The sequence below is a fragment of the Candidatus Nitrosotalea okcheonensis genome, from assembly GCF_900177045.1.
Lineage (GTDB): Archaea > Thermoproteota > Nitrososphaeria > Nitrososphaerales > Nitrosopumilaceae > Nitrosotalea > Nitrosotalea okcheonensis.
Genome location: NZ_LT841358.1, coordinates 120,257 through 140,463, shown reverse-complemented (window position 1 = coordinate 140,463; position 20,207 = coordinate 120,257). Strand labels below are relative to the sequence as shown.

The following is a 20,207-nucleotide window of genomic DNA, read 5'->3' as shown; positions in this document are numbered from 1 at the left end:
AACATAATTTGACAAGTATTCGAATCTTTTCAAGTTGGAATATTCTAATTTCTCATGACTTGGTAGAGAACCTAAGATTTTCTCTTTACTAAGGAAATCAGTAATGAATAGAGAGACGCTTAAAAAAAAATCTAGGAGGTTGATCACTAGAAAACCAACTCCCACAGGAATTCATATACAAAATTTCATAACAGTCGCACATTATGATTCATCATTCAAGTCTTGGCTTGAGAACTCTACTGTGGATGACATATAGAGACCGTGGATGCAGATTCACCTCTCTACATGGTTTTGTCATTCCACGGTTTCTACTTACAATGTTTTCACATCAGATGGATATATCCAACAGTATGTTTAATTCAAACATACTTTCCATCATTCTCAGAGTAGTTATTTTACAATAAACAAACATAGTCTTTTCTATTCACATATACAATTAATATTGCAGATTCTCTACAAGCGGAAGTTCTAGGGATCAATCCCTCAGAACAACCGCACTTGAATCTGATATTTTTTACATGATCACAAGTCTTTGAGATTCTCATTTTTTGGCTAAAAAAGCAGGCAATGCAAGTGAAGATATCATGAAATGTGGAAAGATAGTTCAATCAAACCAAAAAAAACAATTATGAAGTAGCAATGATATGAAAGTGATTGTCCCTATCTATTTCTTTTATTTTTTTTATAAACATAATGTGCCGTGACTATTAATACGGATGCAAATATTACAACTACAATCATTGCAGGCAATAGAATTAGCCCCATATTGAGAAATTGAAATTGTGGTGATGAAACAAAAACTGTAAATTTTGCTGCGTTTATAACAGTTGGAGCATCAACTCGTAACCATATGTAATAAGTTCCACCGCTTGGAAAGGTATAGTTCTCTGAAAAATCTCCTCCGTGTATTGTCCTAGTCTCAAATTTATGCACTATACCGTTTGAAGTTTGACTGGTTTCTGGACTCAATATTGTTATAGTTTCATTAAAGATCTTGATATGCTCACCAGTTTTTAGATCTTGAACACTAAAGATCATGGTAGAAACACTACCTGTAGTAGGAGTAGGCGGAACAATGTCAAATTGCATGCGAATATTATCATTTTGGTTTGTCCAATCTTGATAGTTAAGTCCATAAAGATGCCCATATGATGGAAAACTGGGAACAAATACAATACTGCAAAGCAATATCATTTTTATGACTCTGAAAAAACTAGATTTTGAATTTATTTTCATTCAATAGTTTTAGAATAATCTAGACTTATAATGCATTATAATGATTTTTTGCGTGCGTGTAGGATCAAGGAAAACATGTATATGATTTTTAAGGAATCCATGTTTGATGTAACAAATGAAAAAAATACGATTAATTTTATCAGTATGTTTTTGTATTTTGATCATTTTTGCATCTCATGATGCAAGTGCCAAGTTACCAATTCTAGGTATGTCGGGCGAAGGTATTTTTGGAGCCATGAATTGGCAACCCGATGCACTAAATTCAGATTCTGAGGCAATAGGAAATTATGAAGTGGTTGTCGCAACAGACACATTTTCTCCCACAATAGGTCAAACGGTCCACATCCAATTCAAAGTATACAATTACAACCAAGGTTATTATCGTGATAAATTGAATTATGCAGAGATGGGTGTTAACCACTTTACAATGGGAGTAAGAGTATATCACAATGATGTGCTCATGCATGAGTTTCTGCCGCAGTATCACGATGGAAGTTCATGGAATACCAGCTATACCTTTACAAAATCAGGAAATTATGTATTAAGAGTAGATTTGTACAATATTGACAAAAACAACAATGTTGTAACATATATTTTCAATATTCCAGTATCAACAGAATTTGGTCCTATTTTTCAATATATCATAATTGCAGCAGCAGCAGCATTTGCGACAGTCTTGGTATGGGTCAAATTCACCATGATGAAAAAGTCTCAACAGCGATAACTATGCATGGCTAGAACGTATGCATTTTTTTATGAGTAAAAAATGTGTTTACATTCATGCTGTGATGTTACACATCATAACAGAATCGTGATTCTAGTGTACTACCATTACTGGACAAAATGAATTCTCTAGAACATGCCTGCTAACACTACCGAGAACCTTGATTTTTTCAATGCCTCTTAATCCTTGGCTGCCCATCATGATGGGACACAACCACATGAAAGGCGGTTTCGGATATGGTGGACAAGGCTGGAACAGATACGCTCTAGGTAATAATACCACACCACAATCTTCTGGAACACAATAGTTCCAAAAGATTTTTCTTTTTATTTCATCATCAGCATTCAATAATGAGTATTTGCGCATTTAACTTGGATAATCTTGCATTTTTGGTCAGGATCATATTGCTATGTGCAGAACAATGATGAAACATTTTTTCCAAATCGAGTCACATCCATTTCTGATGTAATTTCTATTGTATCAGATTTAGGAAATCATATACCAGACAAATCATGGATGCTCTATCTTTTAGAGGCATTTAACAGCCAACAAATTCCAATAGAACTAAATCTTATTTGTTCATTTAACGATGATGGTAAGTTTCATGCCATATTTGGAGGGGTTAACCGATACGAGTTTAAAGTCAAACCATTAGTAAATCATTCATATCTGCGTCAAATCATTATGGAGCCAGCAAAACATAGAGTACTATATCACCTCAATGATAACACTACAGGTGAAACTGATTCCTTCGTTTTGCAAATAGATGATAATTCTTTTGATTTTTCAATAGTACAGCACTTCACAGGGCTTGAGTGGCACAACAGAGTGGGAAGCACACCATATCCAGTTAGATTTGAGGCAGAGATATCACATTTATCATACGGAATAAATGATGATCCTTCTGATGTACTATCTTTGATATATTTCCCATACAACCAATTAATAAAAAATCAAAAAGGTCTTGCCAGAGCATATCCCGTATCTCATCACAGTTATGAAATTAATGATGGTTACATTACATACAAAATCGGATCTGGAGAGCATGATCGAGACTACAGACAAGTTTGATAATTCAGGTTGTCAATCCGGTAAATATTTTCTTACATTGCAAGGGTATGCAATATTCAAACAGGTTTAATAAAATTCCAAGGTCTGCACCAGAACAGTTTTAGTTGACACGTACAAGTATTTAGAGATCTTGAACACAGGATTTGCTATTTTCTATGCTTTCAAGCAAACATTTTTCAGAAGTGTGTGCCTTGATCGGACTGATTTTTTCTACACTCTTCGCATTTCTTGATCAATTTGCATCATCCACCTCATCATCAATATTTTTCTCTGATCTTGACAAAAATAATTCCTCATTCCTTCCATTGTCTTCTCCCCATTTTCTTGTTCTACTCTCATAGTACTCTTCCCATTCTAATTTTTCAGAATCATCTTGGAGACCCCATTCTTGGCAATCATGACCATAATCATTTTTGGGTTTTCTTTTTTCTTGCTCCAAAATTAATTTTTGAATTTATTTTTATACATTTAAGGTAGAAGGTGATTATCAACAATGATAATTACACGTCTCAAAATCACTAACTTGGAATCAGTATCTTGTTAATCGATTTTATGCATTTTCATAGACTGCTAAACTTGGATTTACTATTAAATTCCGGTCTACAGAGTCATAGAGAACATAAAATGCACACGCTGCTTTGTGGCACTATTCTAGTCTCATGCAGTATACAACCACATCCTAAAATTATTCTGATCCTAGATTGACATTAGTGGATCTTGTGACCTGTTTTGTGGTGGTGTTCTTTTGCATGTCTGCTATTTTGAAGGATCGCTTCACATTGTTTGCAAATTATTTCACCAGTTAGAAAATATTTTGGATTACCCATGTCAAATGGAAAATATTCATACGCAGTCTCTTTTTCACTGAACAACTTGTTTTGCAAACTATTCATTGTTTCTAAAAAATTACCCCACCGTTTTGCATTTACCATTTCATTCATTTTTGAAATGATGATTTTCTCCTCAAAAATATCAAAGTTATCCATGTGTTTTTCAATCCATAATGGCGTTGTGTAATATACAATATCATCATCTTTTTGTTTGTATTGTGGAACTCCAACAATAAATACTTGGCATGCAGGTTTATCCAGAGTTCCAGTTGGAAAAACATTTTCTATTCCAGAAAAAAGATCATACTCCCAATATGGTAACCAAAAGGTTCCAGCATCATCAATCTTTTTTAACACATATAAATAAATTCCATATCTTCCACATGCACCAATACGTTCCATGTTTGATCCCTTTGCGCTGTGTATTCCATGGGATTTATCAGTTGAATCTATGAAAGTACGTATTTCTTTGTAAAAAGAACTAGAGTCTATTTCTTTTTTCAATATGCGGTTTAGAATAAACACTTGCTAGATAATAAAGTTCGATGAAATCACAAGAGAATCTGAAACTCGTGTATTTCCTGCGTCTTACGAATGCGCGTATTATTGCATACTGATACCATCTGAACTATAGTAACTGTAATTGAGTGTAGTTTATCCAACTAAAGTGATAAGACAACTTGAAAACGACTCCTATTTAGAAACAATGTTTCTTGATATTGTTGCTCAAATTTTAAATATTTTTATGCAGTCATGATTGTGCAGAAAACATATTCTGCAGTCATCTATGATGATTTAATCTGTGTAACATAGAATACATTAATTCAATCATTTGCCTTTTGTTGTTGCCAGGATCTTATCAACTATAACCATTTTAAAAAATTCAGAATATTGGAACTGTAGAGAGCATATCTTGGTAGGAGACATTCCCCCTACAGAGCCCATGAAAAGTTTGAGAATCCACTAATAAAACAAAGTGTTTCGGTTGCAAACAAGTGCAAACTTTCATAGGCATGCCAATGGAGTACATATCAGGTTTCAGCCATCCCCTATCTTTCTAAGAATAAAATACTGCCAAGGTGCAGATAGAATATACAGGCACAGGAACGGTTCATCAGTAAGCTAGTGTTATGATAAATCAGCTATATTGATGAGAATGTATGATATAAGACCGTGGGCTAGTTAGCCCACGGTGCATTAGGTAATCTTGCCAAAACTTAATGCAGTTTTTTTTCTGTTCTATTTTCTTTTTAAATCTTTGACATAGTGAATAAAACAAGTTTTATTCTCTTTTTTTTTTTGTTTTACTCACCCAATTTTTGGACTAGAGATGCAATGCAATCTCAAGACATAATATCGTAATTCAAGGTAGAGCATACCAGAAAAAAGGTGGATCTGATCAGATCTCAGCCCTTAGATCTTATGTAGCTAAAATTATTTTGTTTATTGCTTTAAATATTTCGCTTATCTCAATTGGTTTTTTAATAATTGCTTTCACGGTATCACCCAATACATTTCTTTCAAAATGCGAACCAGATACCAAAATTATTTTACTATGAGGATCAAACTCCCTTATTTTTTCTATAGCGTAAAGACCATCATATTCAGGCATCAGATAGTCCAAGAAAACAAAGTCAGGATGATGTATTTTGTACAATTCAACTGCTTCTTTACCATTGATGCCATTTGCAACTATTTTGATATCGTTCATTTGTAATAATTCAATAAATATTTCTCTTACATCTGCATCATCATCTACTACAATAGCTCTTATTCCCACATGATTATCACCCACTGGTATCTGACTGTCATGTGCCATTAGGTCATTTACCATCAAATTATAAAATAACAGTAGCTTGTACAGGACCTACAAACAATTCATGCTCTGCCAATACAACAGTTTTTGATTCGTCAACAATATGATGAGTCAATACAACATTATTTTAGATACATCTTGTCTCATGTCTCAAATGTTTGAGAATTTTTCGGGTTATTTTGTAGCATATTCTTTGGGAGTGTTATTGTAAAGATTGTAGGGGGAGACTTTACTGCAATTGTACCCCCATGTTGTTCTACAATATTTTTACATATTGAAAGACCCAATCCTGTCCCAGTCTGTTTGGTTGTAAATAGCGGATCGAATATTTTTTGTATTGCAGTAGCAGGTATTCCATTACCAGTATCTTCAAATTCAATTTTGACATTAGAGCCAATATCGATTATTCGTATTTTTACCTCACCATTATCGTTTGTAGCTTGAATTGCATTTAGTATTATATTTGAGAAAACAGCCTCTAATTTTCTAGAATCACATGTTACAGAAACATCATTTGGCGGTAGAAATATTTTGATGTTAGGCGGAATTAGTATAACATTAATTGCATTGTCCATTATTGAACGCAATGATGTATCGTGTAATACCATCTCAGTTTTTTTCACAAAGTCTAGTACATCATCTATCTGATGCGACATACGCTGAACCGCCCTCTTGAATCTTGCAATATGTTGTAATCGTTCCTCTATTTTCATATTCTGTTTAGCTGACATTACATCCATGGTATTTTTTATGACCGAGAGTGGATTTCTTAGATCGTGTGCTAGTCTAGCTGAAAGCTCTCCTATTATAGCAAATTTTTCTGCTTTGACTAGATCCTGTGTTGTCTCATCTAGTCGTTTTGCCAGAAAATCACGCTGGAGTGACAACTCTTTTTCTTTTTGTGTGACATGTTCTAATTTTTCTTTTAATTCCAAACTTACCTGGTTGTTATGGATGGTTTTTCTTTCAAGTTCCTGATTTGCTATTTTTAGTTCATCATTTTTCCTGTTCAATGACGTACTTAATTCTTGTAAAGATTTGATTCTATTCTGCAGATCACGGTTAATTTTAGATACTTCTTTCATTTTTGAAAAAGATTCGTTTGTAAGTAAAGTCAGGTGTTTTTCTTTTTCCATAAGTTCACTTTCGGCAGCATCAAGCTCCTTGAGTTCATCAGACACCATCCATTCATCTGACGATTTTGTGCCTGATTCCTTGGATTGTAACGTCATTGTAATTTTTACATTACAGAGACATTAATTGTCTAGTATGATCAGAATTAACAAACGGGCTCAAAGTTACCAAAAGACGAGATTTTAATCGAAAATAGTAATAATAATCGTGTTTGTGATAACTTGCAGATACAAACTATCAAAAATTCTGATGTATGAAATACGAGAGGTATTTAGAAAAAGCCAAGAGTTTTTTGACTACAGGCATACAACTAGACAAGAAAATCACACAGCAGCAAGTTATGACATAAGACTAGTTTGAAAAATTGATACGTAGGCAGGCAATATCTTGGAACTTTGTCAAATGGAAGATTGTCATCAGAAACAGGCAGAGTTTGGACTAACAGATAAAGTATCGTGTTCGGTTTTGACAGTTTGATTGGTTCAGGCATTAGATCTAGTACTTCAAGCAGTTATTGTTTTTTCATCTTCATGTTGAGGATCGTCCTTGACACAAATGTCCTGATAAGCACGACAATTAGTAACGGAAAAACCTAGGAAACTTTTACAGGCCGGGATTGATGGACAGTACAAAATTTTATCATCGCGCTGGATTCTGGACGAGCTGTCTGAAGTTCTCCAGAGACCAAAATTCAAAATGACAGGAGATGACATTATCAGTGTTGTTTCTGCATTGATTGAAACTGTAGAGAACGTTCACGTCACATCAAACATCAAGGCAGTAAGAGACCCGGATGACGATGCGATGATCAACACGGCGCACGACGGGAAGGCATACTACATAGTTTCAGGTGACCCTGATCTGTTAAATTTGAAAAAGTTCAACGGAATCGAGATAGTGTCAGTGGACGTGATGCTGAAGATTTTGCAAAGCAAGGCTTAATGGCAATTCACACACGCAACAGATTACCTTCCACATTTTCATCTAAATTGGATGAACTAGTACTACAAGTGCGACAACTTTGTGCGGGCCCTAGGGTTCTCTTGCTGACAGTCAGTACGAGTCCGGGACATTTTGTGAGTAAAATTTGACAGAAAACGTGCAGTAAGCTAATTGGAGTAGCTGCAAAACTCCTTTCCTTAATTTTTTATTATAAACAATTACGATCCAGTTAAAAGATGATATTATAATTTAGAAATATCTCTTTCTATTTTTTTGCCTTCTTTATCAATAAAGAAGTAGCTATCATGGCCATTATTTTCAAAGTGTAATCTGAAACTCTCATCTAATTCTTCTAATGTATTTCCTCTAACTTGAAATTCGCATACGATACAAATTCCTCTCATGTCGCTAGCCATATTACTTTTTTATTTTATCATTTCTTACTATTAAACAAGATCTAGGTTTTCAGTAATGATAGCAATATGTGATTACAGACCAGCGAAAATGTGGTTATAATTTTGAGTCTTAGGTTCAAGTCCTGTAAGACTTTGACTATCTGTTAGTTCAAGCCCTGCTTGTTTTTGATAACAATCTTTCCATTTGGCAAGATTGTCATCAAAAATGAGTAGGGCTAGGCTTAACAGATAAAGCTGGCCCGGGGGTTACCGTGAGATCAGTTGTAGCGGGTCCCGCAAAAACAGGGCCCGTGAAAATAGATGTAGCGGGCCCGGTGGGATCTAAAACAATAATGTCCGTGATTATAATTCCTAGATCATATACGCAAGACAAAGATTTATTTTTTTCTTTTTCAAAGATTTAGAGATTTCATTTCTTATTTTTTCTCACAATGTAAACCGACAAAACAGTAGCTACACCACCAACAATTCCTCCAAAACCTACAAGCGGAATCCAAGAGTCTTCCACTGGACCAGATTGTAGCGCTGGCAAAGGTAATGCGGGTCCAAGAGACAGACTTTGGCCAGATGCCCCAGAGTAATGCATATTGAATACATGAAGTGTCATGTTTTGCACATAACTGCGCTCTCCAACATGTTCTTCTATTGCTACTACAAATGTTCCTTCAGGCGCAGAAGATGTCATTGGATTTATCATGAGATAATAGGGCTCACGTGCTTTTAGTGTAAAAGTAGAGTTTGGTATCTCAACTTCAAGCCAGCTTGGAAGAGGAACAATTTTTGTTTCGTTTACCACTCCAAGAATCTTAAGACTTGATTGAATCTGATTCGAGTCATCAATTGGATCATAGACCACGCCGTATACCGCATTTTGCTTTTGATTACTATTCATTGGAACCTCTTTTTCAAATTGTATAGGTCCTGATGAATGTAAGACTGTCACATTTTGTACAACCGTTATAGGGACATATACAGTTGACACGTCACCATTTTGTGACAATGCCCGGATTGTCAAAGCTTTGGTGTAAGACGGGTTTATTCCCGGAGGCCATTCTGCTCCTGCCATCAAAAGTTTTGATGATGAGCCGCTTGGACCCACTTGAAGTGTTTTTGGATAAACCTCAACCCATCCCCCATTTGGAAGTGAAGACATCTCAAGTTGGACTTGGATTTTACTGTCTGAAACAAGGTTTAGAGGCAGTTGTTGATTTGTTATAAAACCTAAACACATTGTTCCATGATCAGTGTCATTTGAGCAGAATTGCCCATAATTCTGATCTAGTTCTCCAGTCTGTAAAGATATTGAGCTTGGATTTGGAACTATCTGTAGATGTATTGTACCAAGCAGGCCGCTTTCTGCTGCCTGTCTTTTCCAAAATTCTCCAAGCTGATCAATTCCCTGTTTAAGATCAGGTTCTGGCTTGTCCACTTCTGATGGATTCATTATTTGAATGTCTTTTCCTGTTGATACTTCCTTGATTGCACCACGCCCAACAATTTTGACGGTATAATTTCCAGGCGTTGTTGTAGAATCTACGTAAAGATATAATGTGCCGTTTGCAAGATGTGTCACGTCTATAGTATCTGAAAGCATGTTGGGGTCTACCCATCCCTGTACACCGCTAGGATCATCAACAAGCATTATCTGAGTAATTGATTCCATGGTATAGTCCTGATTCATCTTGACAAGTATTGGTAGTTGAATTGATTCGCCTTGTTTTAGTGAAACAGATATGAGATTTTGTTGATTGGATACAAAAGTAATAGGAGGGTTTGGCATTTGATTGTAATAGGATGTAGTATTATCTGCAAATGAGATTGCATTACCAATGAAAACAAAGCCAAGAATTGCAATTATGAAAAGATGTAGAGACAATATATGAAATCTTATCACTTATCGTAGATAATTCTTACCGATGATTTGCCTGCGGGCCGATGAAAACTTGCCAAGGTGTCATGATATGTGACATCAAGGGTGTTGTAGAGAATGGTCCAAGATTTGAGCGGATATCCAACTACCTCGTATGAAGGTGAATGGGAGTATTCCGCTGTTTCAGGCCATATTAGTTAATGAAAATTATATTATGATAAAGCGCAAATCAAGAGTAGCATGAGGCAGCAGCTGTTCAATGTGGTGATAACAGATGTGCAAATACGAAAGATTTCGTATGGGAGTTTTCATTTTTCTTATTTCACAGGCTGTCCTATCTTGTATTCCGCAGTACCTTCTGAAATTCCTAGAATTTTTCTATCGAAACAAGTGTATGGAAAGAGACTGTAAAAACAGATACAGAAAGACTAGAAATGTAGAAATGATAATATTCTTTTACGTAGAATTTTCATTTTGGTCTCTTGGTAAACAAGAATATGCCTACAGTGATCCCCGCAGCTATTGGAATCTCCACCTCTGCCAGAACAATCGCATTGCTTACATCAGGATTTTGATATTTTGGAATAGGAACAAATTCCTGCTTGTCAGCCAAAGTTTCCTGCAGAGATGCAGTCTTGTTTGTTCCCTGACTTGGGCCGGTTTGATTTTGCATGTATCTTTCTGGCAATACAGTAATCTGGAGAGGTTTTGACCACAAAGTGATTGTCTTGCGGTGCTCTGAAATTGTGTGTATATCATAATTAAAATGAACCATGGATTTTACATAATAAATTCCAGGTTTATCAGCAACAAGCTCGTCTGGTCGTATCTGCAGACTCCAAGGCCAGCCCCCTACAACATTTCTTGGAAAATCCCATGTTTTTAGAGTTGTTGTAGTGTTTGGGTATAATGTAGCATTTCCATAAGGCCCTCCATCCAATACATAAGCACCCCCAAACGAGTCTACAAGTTTGCCACTCTGATCCTTTAGCACTGATGATGTTGCAGGTCCTGGATAACTGACATACACGTTACGAGTCCCATTATTGTGTAACTGGCCATAAACGTAAATTGTTTCTCCTACCTTGTATGTTGTTTTATTGAGATATTGTTCAAATGTGATTACCGAGTTGTTAAACTCTAGTTGTGTTACTGTGCTATCGCTTATCTTTTCTAGATCTAGGGTACCGTTACTATACAGTGCGCTTGCAGAAGGTATTACAAAACAAAATATGCATTGGAGCACTACAACAATCATTCCAAGATGTAAAGTTTTCATTTTCTAAAATGTATTCTGTGAAATACAATTACTGAAATGATACTAATTAATAAAATTGGAACTACAAAGGAAAACTCTGGAATTGAAGTTTTGTGATTCAGGCTAACTAGATTTTCAAATGTATTGCCACCATCATGGCTTGCAGCCAAAAACAAATCATCGCCTGGAAATGCAGTATCTATTGCAACATACACGTTATTGCCATATGATATCATTTGTTTCTGGAAATAGTCTTGTTTTCCATCAGTCAGCTTTACAGCATCACCAAAGCTTGTACCATCATCCATGCTAGTTGCACTTGTTTTATTTCTTGTAATATTCTAGTTAACAGACATTTTGAGTATACTTTTTGTGGTTTAAAATTCAACCATCACAAGACTGTTAAATATAAAAATTTAGTGGAGTGCATCGTACCTAAAACACTGTTGCAAGTGTAACATAATTATCCTGACAACATTTAGACTAATTTTCTAAATGTTAGTTTTGAACTTGATCCTGTAAAGTAAAATCAATGATGTTATACTTACCATAAGTATAGGTATTGCAAAAGGAAATTCTGGAACCGTTACAGTTGAAAAATCTACACTTTGTGGTTTGTCAAGAGTTTTATTATCTATGCCAAGTATGTTTATGGTAATCTTCAAAGGTCCGGGTTCAGTAAATTCCATAAATTTAATTGCAGTTCCATTTGTTGCAAAACCATTATCACCTTGCTCCACTTGATTTGCTCCATCATATGTTATTTCGTATTTTACATCGCGTAGTGGGTTTTTTTCACCGTCCATAAAATTAATTTTGAATTTAGACATTGTAGGTGGTTGTATTTCTTGAGCAAGAGTAAGATTTACCATTATTGAACCACCGTCAGTGGTTTTTGTCAATGTTGTCCTGTCAACATCAGGTATGGAAAATTCTTTGAATAGCCATTTTCCATCAATCAGTTGCCAGATTCTTGTATCGCCATATGTGTCACTTAATCTAGGTGTAGAATCTTTGTACTTTGATATTCCTTTGTCTGATTGAACAGTGTATTGTATAATTACAGATGAGCCATCATAACCATTAGGCTGCCCATTTCCTTGTGAACCTCCCAATCCTACGCGAATTGATGCTTCATTAGCAGTTTGAAATAGACAAGATCCATGAGATGGAAGAGATATTACATAATTGTGAAGATATAGATTACTTCCCGTCATATTTAGACTGAAATTATTCAGAGTGAGAGGCTCGTTTCTTGTGTTGTTGATTTCAATCCATTGATATGTCCAAGGTTCAAGCGCTTTACTGCCATCGCACATATTTACTCCCTCTGCAAAAGTAGGTGGACTCCAAAGTTCAACCTTAGTAATTACCACAGGTGCAGCAGAAGACTCTCCATAAACATATGACATAGTTACTGTGAGTAGTATAGTCAATAGAGAAATCGTAAAAATGTCTTTCATCACGTTACAGTAACATGACATCGTTTTTAGAGATTGCTAGTAATTTACACTAATTAACTTTAAACAACAGTTTTAGACTAAAACAAATTCTAACATGAAAAATATAATAAAAAAAGAAAATTGAGGGTTTGATTTTTCCCTTATAGGTGATATATTTTCTCGTGTGTTTCGTCTATGGCTATACAGCCGGACATATTAGTATCTATTAATTGTCCCATCGCTGTCGGTACCTGCGATGTAGGATTGCCAGAAGAATCTAGATATTTGACATTGTTGAAATCAATATCTATGAAGCTGCTATAGGGTGTCACACAGCTACCTGTGTTTGTAGATGTTTCATGCATTAGCCAAGTTACATCACTAGTGTTGAGAGTCTGGTTTGGTGCATTTGGTATAACAACATCGTAATTTTCATTGTCTGTAAAGTTGTTATATATTGCATGCCATGTAGTTCCTACTTTTTTTAACGTGAGTCCAACTGATTTATTTGTAGGATCATTTGTTAGTGACTGATATGGCCCACTGCCATTCAAGCCGCACCAGAATTTCCAACCAACACTCTGACCGCTAATACTTGATGCATAGGTAATACTTGTTTCAATATACCCACCGCCTGTCAAAAAGGCAAGTAAGGTGCCAGCGCTAGCCCATTTATCAGCACCTGAAGGCATATTGTCTGCGATTTGTTTTATGCCCTGTGGCCCTACCCATGTTGCTTTGAAACCGTACAAGCCTGTTGAATCAGGTTTTTGTTTGTACATTTTTGCTTGGTTTCCCATTTCATTTTTCACCTCCTATGTTTTTCATGACCTGTAAATAGTGAAAATCAAATATAAGAGCCGCTCAGCATTTGAACGAATCATATGATACGTATCATATGTACCGTAACAATATTCTATCAGTCAGAAAATTAATTTTGTACACGTTTTATATATCCGGTACAAGTTAATTTGGCAAAACTATTGAAAATAGGATGATATTATTAGTAAAGCGTGTCTTCCTCTTTCTGTAATTTGTATCTGTTTGCTGCTTTCGTGTACATCTAATTTTGCAAGCTCAAATTTTTCCATGAGTGTAATATATTTAGTACAAACAGTGTGGTTTGTACCGGTTTTCATCTGCAAGCTTGTTATCCCAATTGTAGTCTCAGAAATTGCAGTCAGGAATCTAAGAAAGAGTTTCAGATCTACTCTCTTTAATATATGATTAGTTTTTAGTGTTTTTTGGCTGAAATGCATATTGTTAACCATTTGCATAATGTACCGTACATTATATTTAAGGCGTACGCAGAAATGACACCATGTTATAGTAAATGAATACAGATCTGATCCATTGAAGGTTTGTTCAGTAAGACGCGCTGGGAAACTAGGCAGTTAGTCTAGTTCTCCACTCTAAAACAGATTGATTTTAGATTATTTCAAGCAATAATCTCAAATTCTGGTTCTATGGAACATGATGTTTCAGAATACATAGCTTCTAATTTGTAATTTCCAATAGGATAAAAGTTATTCAATTGAATTGATGAATTGAATGTACGATTATTTGTATGATCATCTTTAGATGCAAAAATAGTTGGAATGTTATGAGTGTAAGGCGGTTCTTCCCAATCTCCATTCGAGTCTTTGTAGTAAATGTAAATATGTACTGGTGCGTCCATGGTTGAGATCAGTTCACCTGAAAAAACAATGGGTTCATTGCGTTGGTATGTACTTTTACCTACAATTTGAAAATCAATCCATGTAACATCTTCAGTCATCAGATTTGCCTTGTGCATCAATACAGTGCACTTTTAATTAAAGTTGATCTATCTAGGAACTTTTAGTGATTCAAAAGTTGGGTCATGATTTTTGAACTAGCAGTTGTCACAAGTATAAAGAATTTGTTTGTGTATTTTATAGATTTAACCACTTTTTGATTCAAGTATCTTCGAATTTGTATAAAACTAACTACGGTGAGATTTTGGGCGATTTGGGACATTGGATGAATTCAAGTGTTATTCTAGTGGCTTCTTCTTCTTTGCCATCTTCATTTGTGATGACATACTTTCCATCCTTCCAACGGGCATTGTTATTATCATCCTCGTATACATCCATCGTTCCTAGCATGAAATAGTCCATGTTGTTATTTTCTGGATAATTGACTTTGTCAACTATGTAGGAGCGCTGATTATTTATGAGAGATTCTTCAGGACTCAATGCTACTATTATATTTATAATATCGCCCGCTATGCCAACAGCTGTAACAGGAGGACCTGCCCCACCTGGAATATTTTTCACAATATCACTTACATTAGACATTATTGGAGAGATTTTTTGCGCCATAGCCTTCAATTCTGATGTTGATATCATACTAACAGTCAATGAAAAGTAGTCCTGAATTGGGGTTGGTGGCAATATGACTATATTTTTTATAGGTACTTCACCTGTAGAGAATCTCGTAGCTGGAAATGAGAAATTAGATGACTGGGTTCCGGTCTTCATTTGAAATGAAATCGTTACGTTGACATGGTTATCATTACCGTGAAAAATTGAGCCTTGTTTTTTTCTTATGTAACAATCTTTGAAGACTACCATGATCTTATCCCCATACAGGACAGGAATTTGTTGTACGTCTCGATATGACATTTTGGTTTCCATGACTGAAAGTGTATTTTCAGAGGCTTTCCTGTATCCAAAATTTGTTGCAAAAGTGGGCAAATCTTTGACTTACATAGAAGAATCTTCTATAAAAAGATGATCCGGTACACTTGAAAATGATTTGCTAATCGTTTTGCAGCTACAAGTGAATCATCTTTTTATGTCATAAGAGCATTTTGTATGACCATTGACATAGGTCTCACCACCAAAAATTATTGCTAATGTGTAAAGAGAGGATCGAATCGGATGCTACTGTGGGTACATTTCTTAAAAAACTGGTTGTAGAATTCTTCTAGTTTCTCAGTATTGATTCGGTTCTAGTAAGACCACTGGGAGAATTGTTCAATCAGTTTAGTTCCTTAGATGAAATCAGTACATTATTTTCAGAAAGTATGCGGCTTGATTTACCTGCTGATCTACCATTATTGTCTAGATTAATGCAAGTTTTCATATACCAAATTGTATATATACGAGTTCGTATATAGTACAACACATATGACAAAATTTCACGTAGGCAAACCTGCTCCTTCAGAAGACCTAGTGGACAGGGAAGACGAGGTAAAGTATCTAGTTTCTAAAATGAGATCAACATCAATTAATTACAACATTGCAACCATAGGACACAGAAGAATAGGAAAGACATCCATTCTCCTAAAAGTTAAAACTATTCTTTCCAAGAACAAGAGATTCGTAGTTGTGTATTTTGATGTCAAGAAGAACATTGGAGATCCAAAGATTTTTCTCAACAAACTAGAAAAGGAAATTTTTGATTCCTATGCTGATAAACTTGGTGCTTTAGAAAAAATAACAGTCAAAGCAGGTAAACTTTCCTCAGTAGTTACAAAAATTACATCTGCCATAACATCGATGAAAATCAAATCAATAGGTAGCGATATAAGATCTGACGGTACAATTACACCAAAAATAGAATTTGGCGACAAGGTTGCAGATTATAGCACTTTCTTTTTATCAGTTTTTCAAACGCCTACAGCATTTGCAAAACACAGCAATCTGAAATTTGTGGTAATACTAGATGAGTTTCAAGAATTCGAAGAGCTTAACAGATATCCAGGTCTTAAAAATATATTCAGTTTATTTAGAAGCATCATCCAAGAACGCGGCAAAAATGTATCTTTCATAATAAGTGGGTCTAGAGTACACATGCTGGAATCAATACTTGGAAGTGGGGAATCTCCACTTTTTGTACACTTTGAGAGGCAAGTAATAAGCGAGATGAATGAAATTAATTCTATAAAACTGTTCAACAAATATTTGAAGGCAAGAAAATTAGGAGAAAACGACAACATTGCAAAGACAGCATATCAACTTGTCGGAGGCCAGCCGTTTTATTTAATGGCAATTGCTGAAGGGTGGAACAAGGGAGAAAAAGTTGCAGAGACTTTGAATCGTTTACTGACAGATCCTCTTGGCACGTTGCGACTATATACCGAATATGTATTATCAGAAGACCTAAAAATTGCTACAGGCGGCCCAATACTCAAAACCATTTTGAGTGCTTTATCTGATAGTGATAATGGCCATTCGTTCTCGGAATTAGCTAAAAAGACTGGCATTCCCATGAATATAATTTCCAGATACATACCCTCGTTGCTGACTGCTGACCTGATAACACAGGCAGGGGGGGCAATCAAGATAAGAGACAAGATAATTTTAGAATACCTAAGATTACAAACGTGAAATAATTAGATATACCAATTCGTATATATACGAAATGATATATGTTTACCGTTTAATTACAAACCAGCTAAAATACGAGGATAATTTTCCAGTCATAAGTTCGGGCCCGGGGTTCTCTTGCTGACAGTGAGTACGAGTCCGGGATATTTTGTAAGTAAAATTTGACAGAAAATGTGCAGTAAGCTAATTGGAGTAGCTACAAAACTCCTTACCTTAATTTTTTATTTACACAGTAGATGACTTTGTGAAATTGGGTCTATGGATTTGTTGTTTTGTTTGGTAAATCTAAATGATATCCTTGACAGTTAAAATTAGTAGCTTCTCTATCTTCTGCATCTTGGCTGGTTGGACTCATCCTGTAATCATTTTTGTCAGCATTAGTATTCACAAAAAATGTCACAACTGTACATTTGTCATATTCTAATGTATGCAATAAGGTTCCATCGCCAGTATACAAATCAATTAGGACATCAAATGTTGTTTGTGCGTTATTCTGAACATTTTGTCCTGTAGATAATGCGCTGTTCAATAATTCATAAAATTGAGATTTGTCTTTACTTGGTAGGTCATATAGTTGAAATTGTGGATTTGTTTTTACAGTTGTTTGGGTACCGACATTGCTATATCCTGAAGATGTTTGACCAAATTCATATATTCTTTGAAATGTGTTTATTGTGATCATAGTAGGAAGATCTCGTGGAGCATTGGCAATGTTAACAAAACGAACTACAAATGATGTGACACGATCATTATCACTCGGTGCTCCATTTGTTGCAGAGACTTCTTTTACCGGAATATTTACTTGGATTATTCCTTTTTGCACAAGATATTGTATTGCGTTTAGAAAATCTGCATCACCTACATCGCCATTAACCCAATATTTTGCAGTGTTTTTTATCCATTGAGGAATTGCAGTATCTGCAATTGCTGAATTCAGAGATATTGCGGCTATTACTGCTACAAGTATTGAAGCAAAAACTATTCTTTTTTCCAACCTCTAGTCTTAAGATTCAATCTATAAAAACAATTTCAGATCCTATGAGACATATTTGAACTTAAGATTTTTTGAGTATTATAAGATTTGAACCCTGTAAGACTCGTTACAAAGTTAATCTATTACTTAGCAAACATTAGAATTGTTGCGAATCTTCATAATTTTATTAATAGTATTTGTACTACTACCTGTCACATTTGATTCTGAAGCATGGTCACTAACTCAAGAAAGCCAAAAAATACTAAATAATTATCATAATTTCGAACAGACTGGATCTCCACCAGCAACCTCACAACCTTATTCTCCAAATAATTCTCCGCCAGAAATTAATGCAGTACCAGCTCCCAAGACAAATGTAATACCGCCAGCAACTTCGCAACCAAGTTATTCTCCCTCTCCTAATGTACAAAACAATTCACCGTCGTCTAGTAATTCACCACCTAATATCCCATTCATCTGGGTAGGAATTGTATTGATGTTTGTGGTTTTTGTGTTAGTGAAAATATTTAGAAGAGGTGGTACCACACATCAAACTACTGGAGAATACACTACATCTAGAGAACCTGTGCCAAGAAGAAATTTTTCTAAAGAAGTACAACATCAAACTTTGATGCGACAAGGTGGAAAATGTGCAATTTGTCGAGAATTTTCAAAAACATGGGATGCAGATCATAAAAATGGTAATAGATCTGATGATAGTCCCTATAATTGTCAAATGTTATGTCCTAATTGTCATACCTACAAGAGTAGAAAAAACCAAATGGGATTAGACTAAATATTTAATTTATTCAAATAATTTGCTTAAAGCAATCTTAATTATTACTTCTAGTGATACATCTCATGGCAAATAAAGGAAGATTACAAATTGATGAAATAATACAAGTTACCGATAAATCAATACAAGATTTATTCACTGAATCTTTCTATGAGCTTGAGCAAATTCTTGAAACTCTTAAAACCAAAAAATTGAATAGTAAAACTACCACTGGCTTAAAAAATTACTTGATCATTCGTTTAGTTAGTCTTATAGAATCTTTTTGTAAAGACCTCACACGAAAAATCATTGATGGGTATCATCTTGAACCCAAAGGCATATTTGAAAAAGATGAAATCAAGATATCAATTCTTGATTTAGATGAAATCAAAAAAAATGAAAAAATAACAGTCGGACGTATCATATCCAAGGAAATAAATTTTCAAAATCCTCAAGAAATAGATTTTGTGTTTTCAAAATTAATTTGTGATTCTTTTTTTTCACAGGTTAAGGAAAGAGCAAATACAAAAATGTTCAGTATGAAAAAAGATGGCGTAGATTATTTTTTTAATTGGGATGATTTTCATGAATTGTTTAAAATACGTCATGGTTTGATACATGAAATGTCAGATGTTAATTTTGACTATAATAAATCTGTGACATATTATGCAAATAGTCTGTTATTTTTATCATATGCATTATCTATTACTACTGATAAGGCAAAAGAATTAGGCAAGATAAAATAGTAATTATCTATCTCGTAATTTCTTTTTTAGTTGACTCTTTGTGGTAACACCATAATCTCTTAAAACCGTGCCAAGATTAGTGTCGCTTCGGTATTTTCGTCTTACATTTTCAGGTAAATCCGATACATTTCTGATTTTTGTATCGTCTCTCTTCTTACGAATTACCATCACATTAAACTGATACTTGTAATTTTATAAGAATTTCCATGAAAATCATTCATTTAAGTTCTGTGCAATTAATGGCATATTTGTTGAATAATTTGACCTGAAAGGCTTCACTCATGGATTTGACTTAAGAAGTGGTAGGAGATTAATCCAATAATGTCAAATGTCGCCAAAGTAATTGGCATTTTAGTCGTAGTAGTAGGATTTCTTGCCTTTGTACATACCACATTTGGATATGAAGATGCAGTTAAGAAATTGGGTCTGAATGTATACACCTCTCCTGAGGGCAAGAAAACTTTGGAACATTGGGGAATTGAAGCTGTAATCATAGGAATCGGACTAGGTATTCTTGCTTTAGGAATCTGGCACGGTAGACGCTCCGATTAGGTTCTAAAGTGTTGTGGAATATCTGTTCTGTCGAGTATCCGTCGGTTGATCAGGAAAAATAATTAAC

General features: G+C 34.9%; 24 protein-coding genes and 1 pseudogene. 8 read left to right on the top strand and 17 right to left on the bottom strand.

Translation table 11 applies throughout. The annotated features are described in order from the left end of the window. The first annotated feature begins 103 nt into the window (after positions 1-103). Complete coding sequence (locus BQ3481_RS00865) at positions 104-256, top strand: hypothetical protein (protein WP_157926530.1); 153 nt, start codon at positions 104-106, stop codon at positions 254-256. Positions 257-660: 404 nt separating this feature from the next. Here the strand turns inward: BQ3481_RS00865 and BQ3481_RS00860 are convergent, their stop codons facing one another. Further along, positions 661-1,236: a hypothetical protein gene (locus BQ3481_RS00860; protein ID WP_157926529.1), complete on the bottom strand. Its 576-nt coding sequence runs from the start codon at positions 1,234-1,236 to the stop codon at positions 661-663. Between the two features lie 115 nt (positions 1,237-1,351). Between BQ3481_RS00860 and BQ3481_RS00855 the strand changes: the two genes are divergently transcribed. Further along, complete coding sequence (locus BQ3481_RS00855) at positions 1,352-1,960, top strand: hypothetical protein (protein ID WP_157926528.1); 609 nt, start codon at positions 1,352-1,354, stop codon at positions 1,958-1,960. Between the two features lie 93 nt (positions 1,961-2,053). Here the strand turns inward: BQ3481_RS00855 and BQ3481_RS11685 are convergent, their stop codons facing one another. After that, a complete protein-coding gene (locus tag BQ3481_RS11685) occupies positions 2,054-2,158 on the bottom strand; it encodes a universal stress protein (protein WP_231911889.1) in 105 nt (34 codons plus the stop codon). A 213-nt stretch (positions 2,159-2,371) separates the two neighbouring features. On the opposite strand from BQ3481_RS11685, the gene BQ3481_RS00845 reads away from it, so the two are divergent. Further along, the gene (locus BQ3481_RS00845) at positions 2,372-3,031 is read left to right on the top strand and encodes a hypothetical protein (RefSeq protein ID WP_157926526.1); all 660 of its coding nucleotides are present in this window, start codon (positions 2,372-2,374) and stop codon (positions 3,029-3,031) included. A gap of 232 nt (positions 3,032-3,263) precedes the next feature. Here BQ3481_RS00845 and BQ3481_RS00840 read toward each other — a convergent pair whose 3' ends face one another. From BQ3481_RS00840 to BQ3481_RS00825, 4 genes are all read right to left on the bottom strand, one after another. Beyond that, positions 3,264-3,470, bottom strand: a complete 207-nt coding sequence (locus tag BQ3481_RS00840; RefSeq protein ID WP_157926525.1) for a hypothetical protein — start codon at positions 3,468-3,470, stop codon at positions 3,264-3,266. 268 nt (positions 3,471-3,738) lie between these two features. After that, positions 3,739-4,365: a hypothetical protein gene (locus tag BQ3481_RS00835; protein WP_157926524.1), complete on the bottom strand. Its 627-nt coding sequence runs from the start codon at positions 4,363-4,365 to the stop codon at positions 3,739-3,741. A gap of 916 nt (positions 4,366-5,281) precedes the next feature. Further along, the gene (locus tag BQ3481_RS00830; protein ID WP_162287721.1) at positions 5,282-5,695 is read right to left on the bottom strand and encodes a response regulator transcription factor; all 414 of its coding nucleotides are present in this window, start codon (positions 5,693-5,695) and stop codon (positions 5,282-5,284) included. Positions 5,696-5,820: 125 nt separating this feature from the next. Beyond that, positions 5,821-6,909 carry a sensor histidine kinase gene (locus BQ3481_RS00825; RefSeq protein WP_157926522.1) on the bottom strand — a complete coding sequence of 363 codons (1,089 nt, stop codon included), beginning with the start codon at positions 6,907-6,909 and terminating at the stop codon, positions 5,821-5,823. Between the two features lie 502 nt (positions 6,910-7,411). Between BQ3481_RS00825 and BQ3481_RS00820 the strand changes: the two are divergent. Next, positions 7,412-7,753, top strand: a pseudogene (locus BQ3481_RS00820) (putative toxin-antitoxin system toxin component, PIN family); the annotation flags it as partial. A 242-nt stretch (positions 7,754-7,995) separates the two neighbouring features. Here the strand turns inward: BQ3481_RS00820 and BQ3481_RS00815 are convergent. The 9 genes from BQ3481_RS00815 to BQ3481_RS00775 all read right to left on the bottom strand — a co-directional run bounded on the left by BQ3481_RS00815 (position 7,996) and on the right by BQ3481_RS00775 (position 15,456). Continuing rightward, positions 7,996-8,157: a hypothetical protein gene (locus BQ3481_RS00815; RefSeq protein WP_157926521.1), complete on the bottom strand. Its 162-nt coding sequence runs from the start codon at positions 8,155-8,157 to the stop codon at positions 7,996-7,998. 421 nt (positions 8,158-8,578) lie between these two features. Continuing rightward, positions 8,579-10,045 carry a hypothetical protein gene (locus tag BQ3481_RS00810; RefSeq protein WP_157926520.1) on the bottom strand — a complete coding sequence of 489 codons (1,467 nt, stop codon included), beginning with the start codon at positions 10,043-10,045 and terminating at the stop codon, positions 8,579-8,581. Between the two features lie 463 nt (positions 10,046-10,508). After that, positions 10,509-11,318: a hypothetical protein gene (locus BQ3481_RS00805; RefSeq protein WP_157926519.1), complete on the bottom strand. Its 810-nt coding sequence runs from the start codon at positions 11,316-11,318 to the stop codon at positions 10,509-10,511. Further along, positions 11,315-11,605 (bottom strand): hypothetical protein, encoded by a 291-nt coding sequence (locus BQ3481_RS00800; protein ID WP_157926518.1) that lies wholly within the window; start codon positions 11,603-11,605, stop codon positions 11,315-11,317. Before BQ3481_RS00800 ends, BQ3481_RS00805 begins: the two co-directional genes overlap by 4 nt. 183 nt (positions 11,606-11,788) lie before the next feature. Then, positions 11,789-12,760: a hypothetical protein gene (locus BQ3481_RS00795; RefSeq protein WP_157926517.1), complete on the bottom strand. Its 972-nt coding sequence runs from the start codon at positions 12,758-12,760 to the stop codon at positions 11,789-11,791. Between the two features lie 140 nt (positions 12,761-12,900). Then, complete coding sequence (locus BQ3481_RS00790; RefSeq protein ID WP_157926516.1) at positions 12,901-13,539, bottom strand: hypothetical protein; 639 nt, start codon at positions 13,537-13,539, stop codon at positions 12,901-12,903. A gap of 180 nt (positions 13,540-13,719) precedes the next feature. Beyond that, on the bottom strand, positions 13,720-14,010 hold the full coding sequence (locus BQ3481_RS00785) for a hypothetical protein (RefSeq protein WP_157926515.1): 291 nt from the start codon (positions 14,008-14,010) through the stop codon (positions 13,720-13,722). A gap of 167 nt (positions 14,011-14,177) precedes the next feature. After that, positions 14,178-14,534, bottom strand: a complete 357-nt coding sequence (locus BQ3481_RS00780; protein ID WP_157926514.1) for a hypothetical protein — start codon at positions 14,532-14,534, stop codon at positions 14,178-14,180. A gap of 172 nt (positions 14,535-14,706) precedes the next feature. Then, complete coding sequence (locus BQ3481_RS00775; protein ID WP_157926513.1) at positions 14,707-15,456, bottom strand: hypothetical protein; 750 nt, start codon at positions 15,454-15,456, stop codon at positions 14,707-14,709. Between the two features lie 435 nt (positions 15,457-15,891). Between BQ3481_RS00775 and BQ3481_RS00770 the strand changes: the two genes are divergently transcribed. Continuing rightward, positions 15,892-17,094, top strand: coding sequence for an AAA family ATPase (locus tag BQ3481_RS00770; protein WP_157926512.1), 1,203 nt, complete (start codon positions 15,892-15,894; stop codon positions 17,092-17,094). 256 nt (positions 17,095-17,350) lie between these two features. Here the strand turns inward: BQ3481_RS00770 and BQ3481_RS00765 are convergent, their stop codons facing one another. Then, positions 17,351-18,088: a hypothetical protein gene (locus BQ3481_RS00765; protein ID WP_157926511.1), complete on the bottom strand. Its 738-nt coding sequence runs from the start codon at positions 18,086-18,088 to the stop codon at positions 17,351-17,353. Between the two features lie 145 nt (positions 18,089-18,233). Between BQ3481_RS00765 and BQ3481_RS00760 the strand changes: the two genes are divergently transcribed. Both BQ3481_RS00760 and BQ3481_RS00755 read left to right on the top strand, forming a co-directional pair. Next, positions 18,234-18,863, top strand: coding sequence for an HNH endonuclease (locus BQ3481_RS00760; RefSeq protein WP_157926510.1), 630 nt, complete (start codon positions 18,234-18,236; stop codon positions 18,861-18,863). Positions 18,864-18,928: 65 nt separating this feature from the next. Next, positions 18,929-19,588, top strand: coding sequence for a hypothetical protein (locus BQ3481_RS00755; RefSeq protein ID WP_157926509.1), 660 nt, complete (start codon positions 18,929-18,931; stop codon positions 19,586-19,588). Positions 19,589-19,591: 3 nt separating this feature from the next. Here the strand turns inward: BQ3481_RS00755 and BQ3481_RS00750 are convergent, their stop codons facing one another. Beyond that, positions 19,592-19,756, bottom strand: coding sequence for a hypothetical protein (locus tag BQ3481_RS00750; protein ID WP_157926508.1), 165 nt, complete (start codon positions 19,754-19,756; stop codon positions 19,592-19,594). 153 nt (positions 19,757-19,909) lie between these two features. Between BQ3481_RS00750 and BQ3481_RS00745 the strand changes: the two genes are divergently transcribed. Next, positions 19,910-20,140 (top strand): hypothetical protein, encoded by a 231-nt coding sequence (locus tag BQ3481_RS00745; RefSeq protein ID WP_157926507.1) that lies wholly within the window; start codon positions 19,910-19,912, stop codon positions 20,138-20,140. Positions 20,141-20,207: the final 67 nt, after the last annotated feature.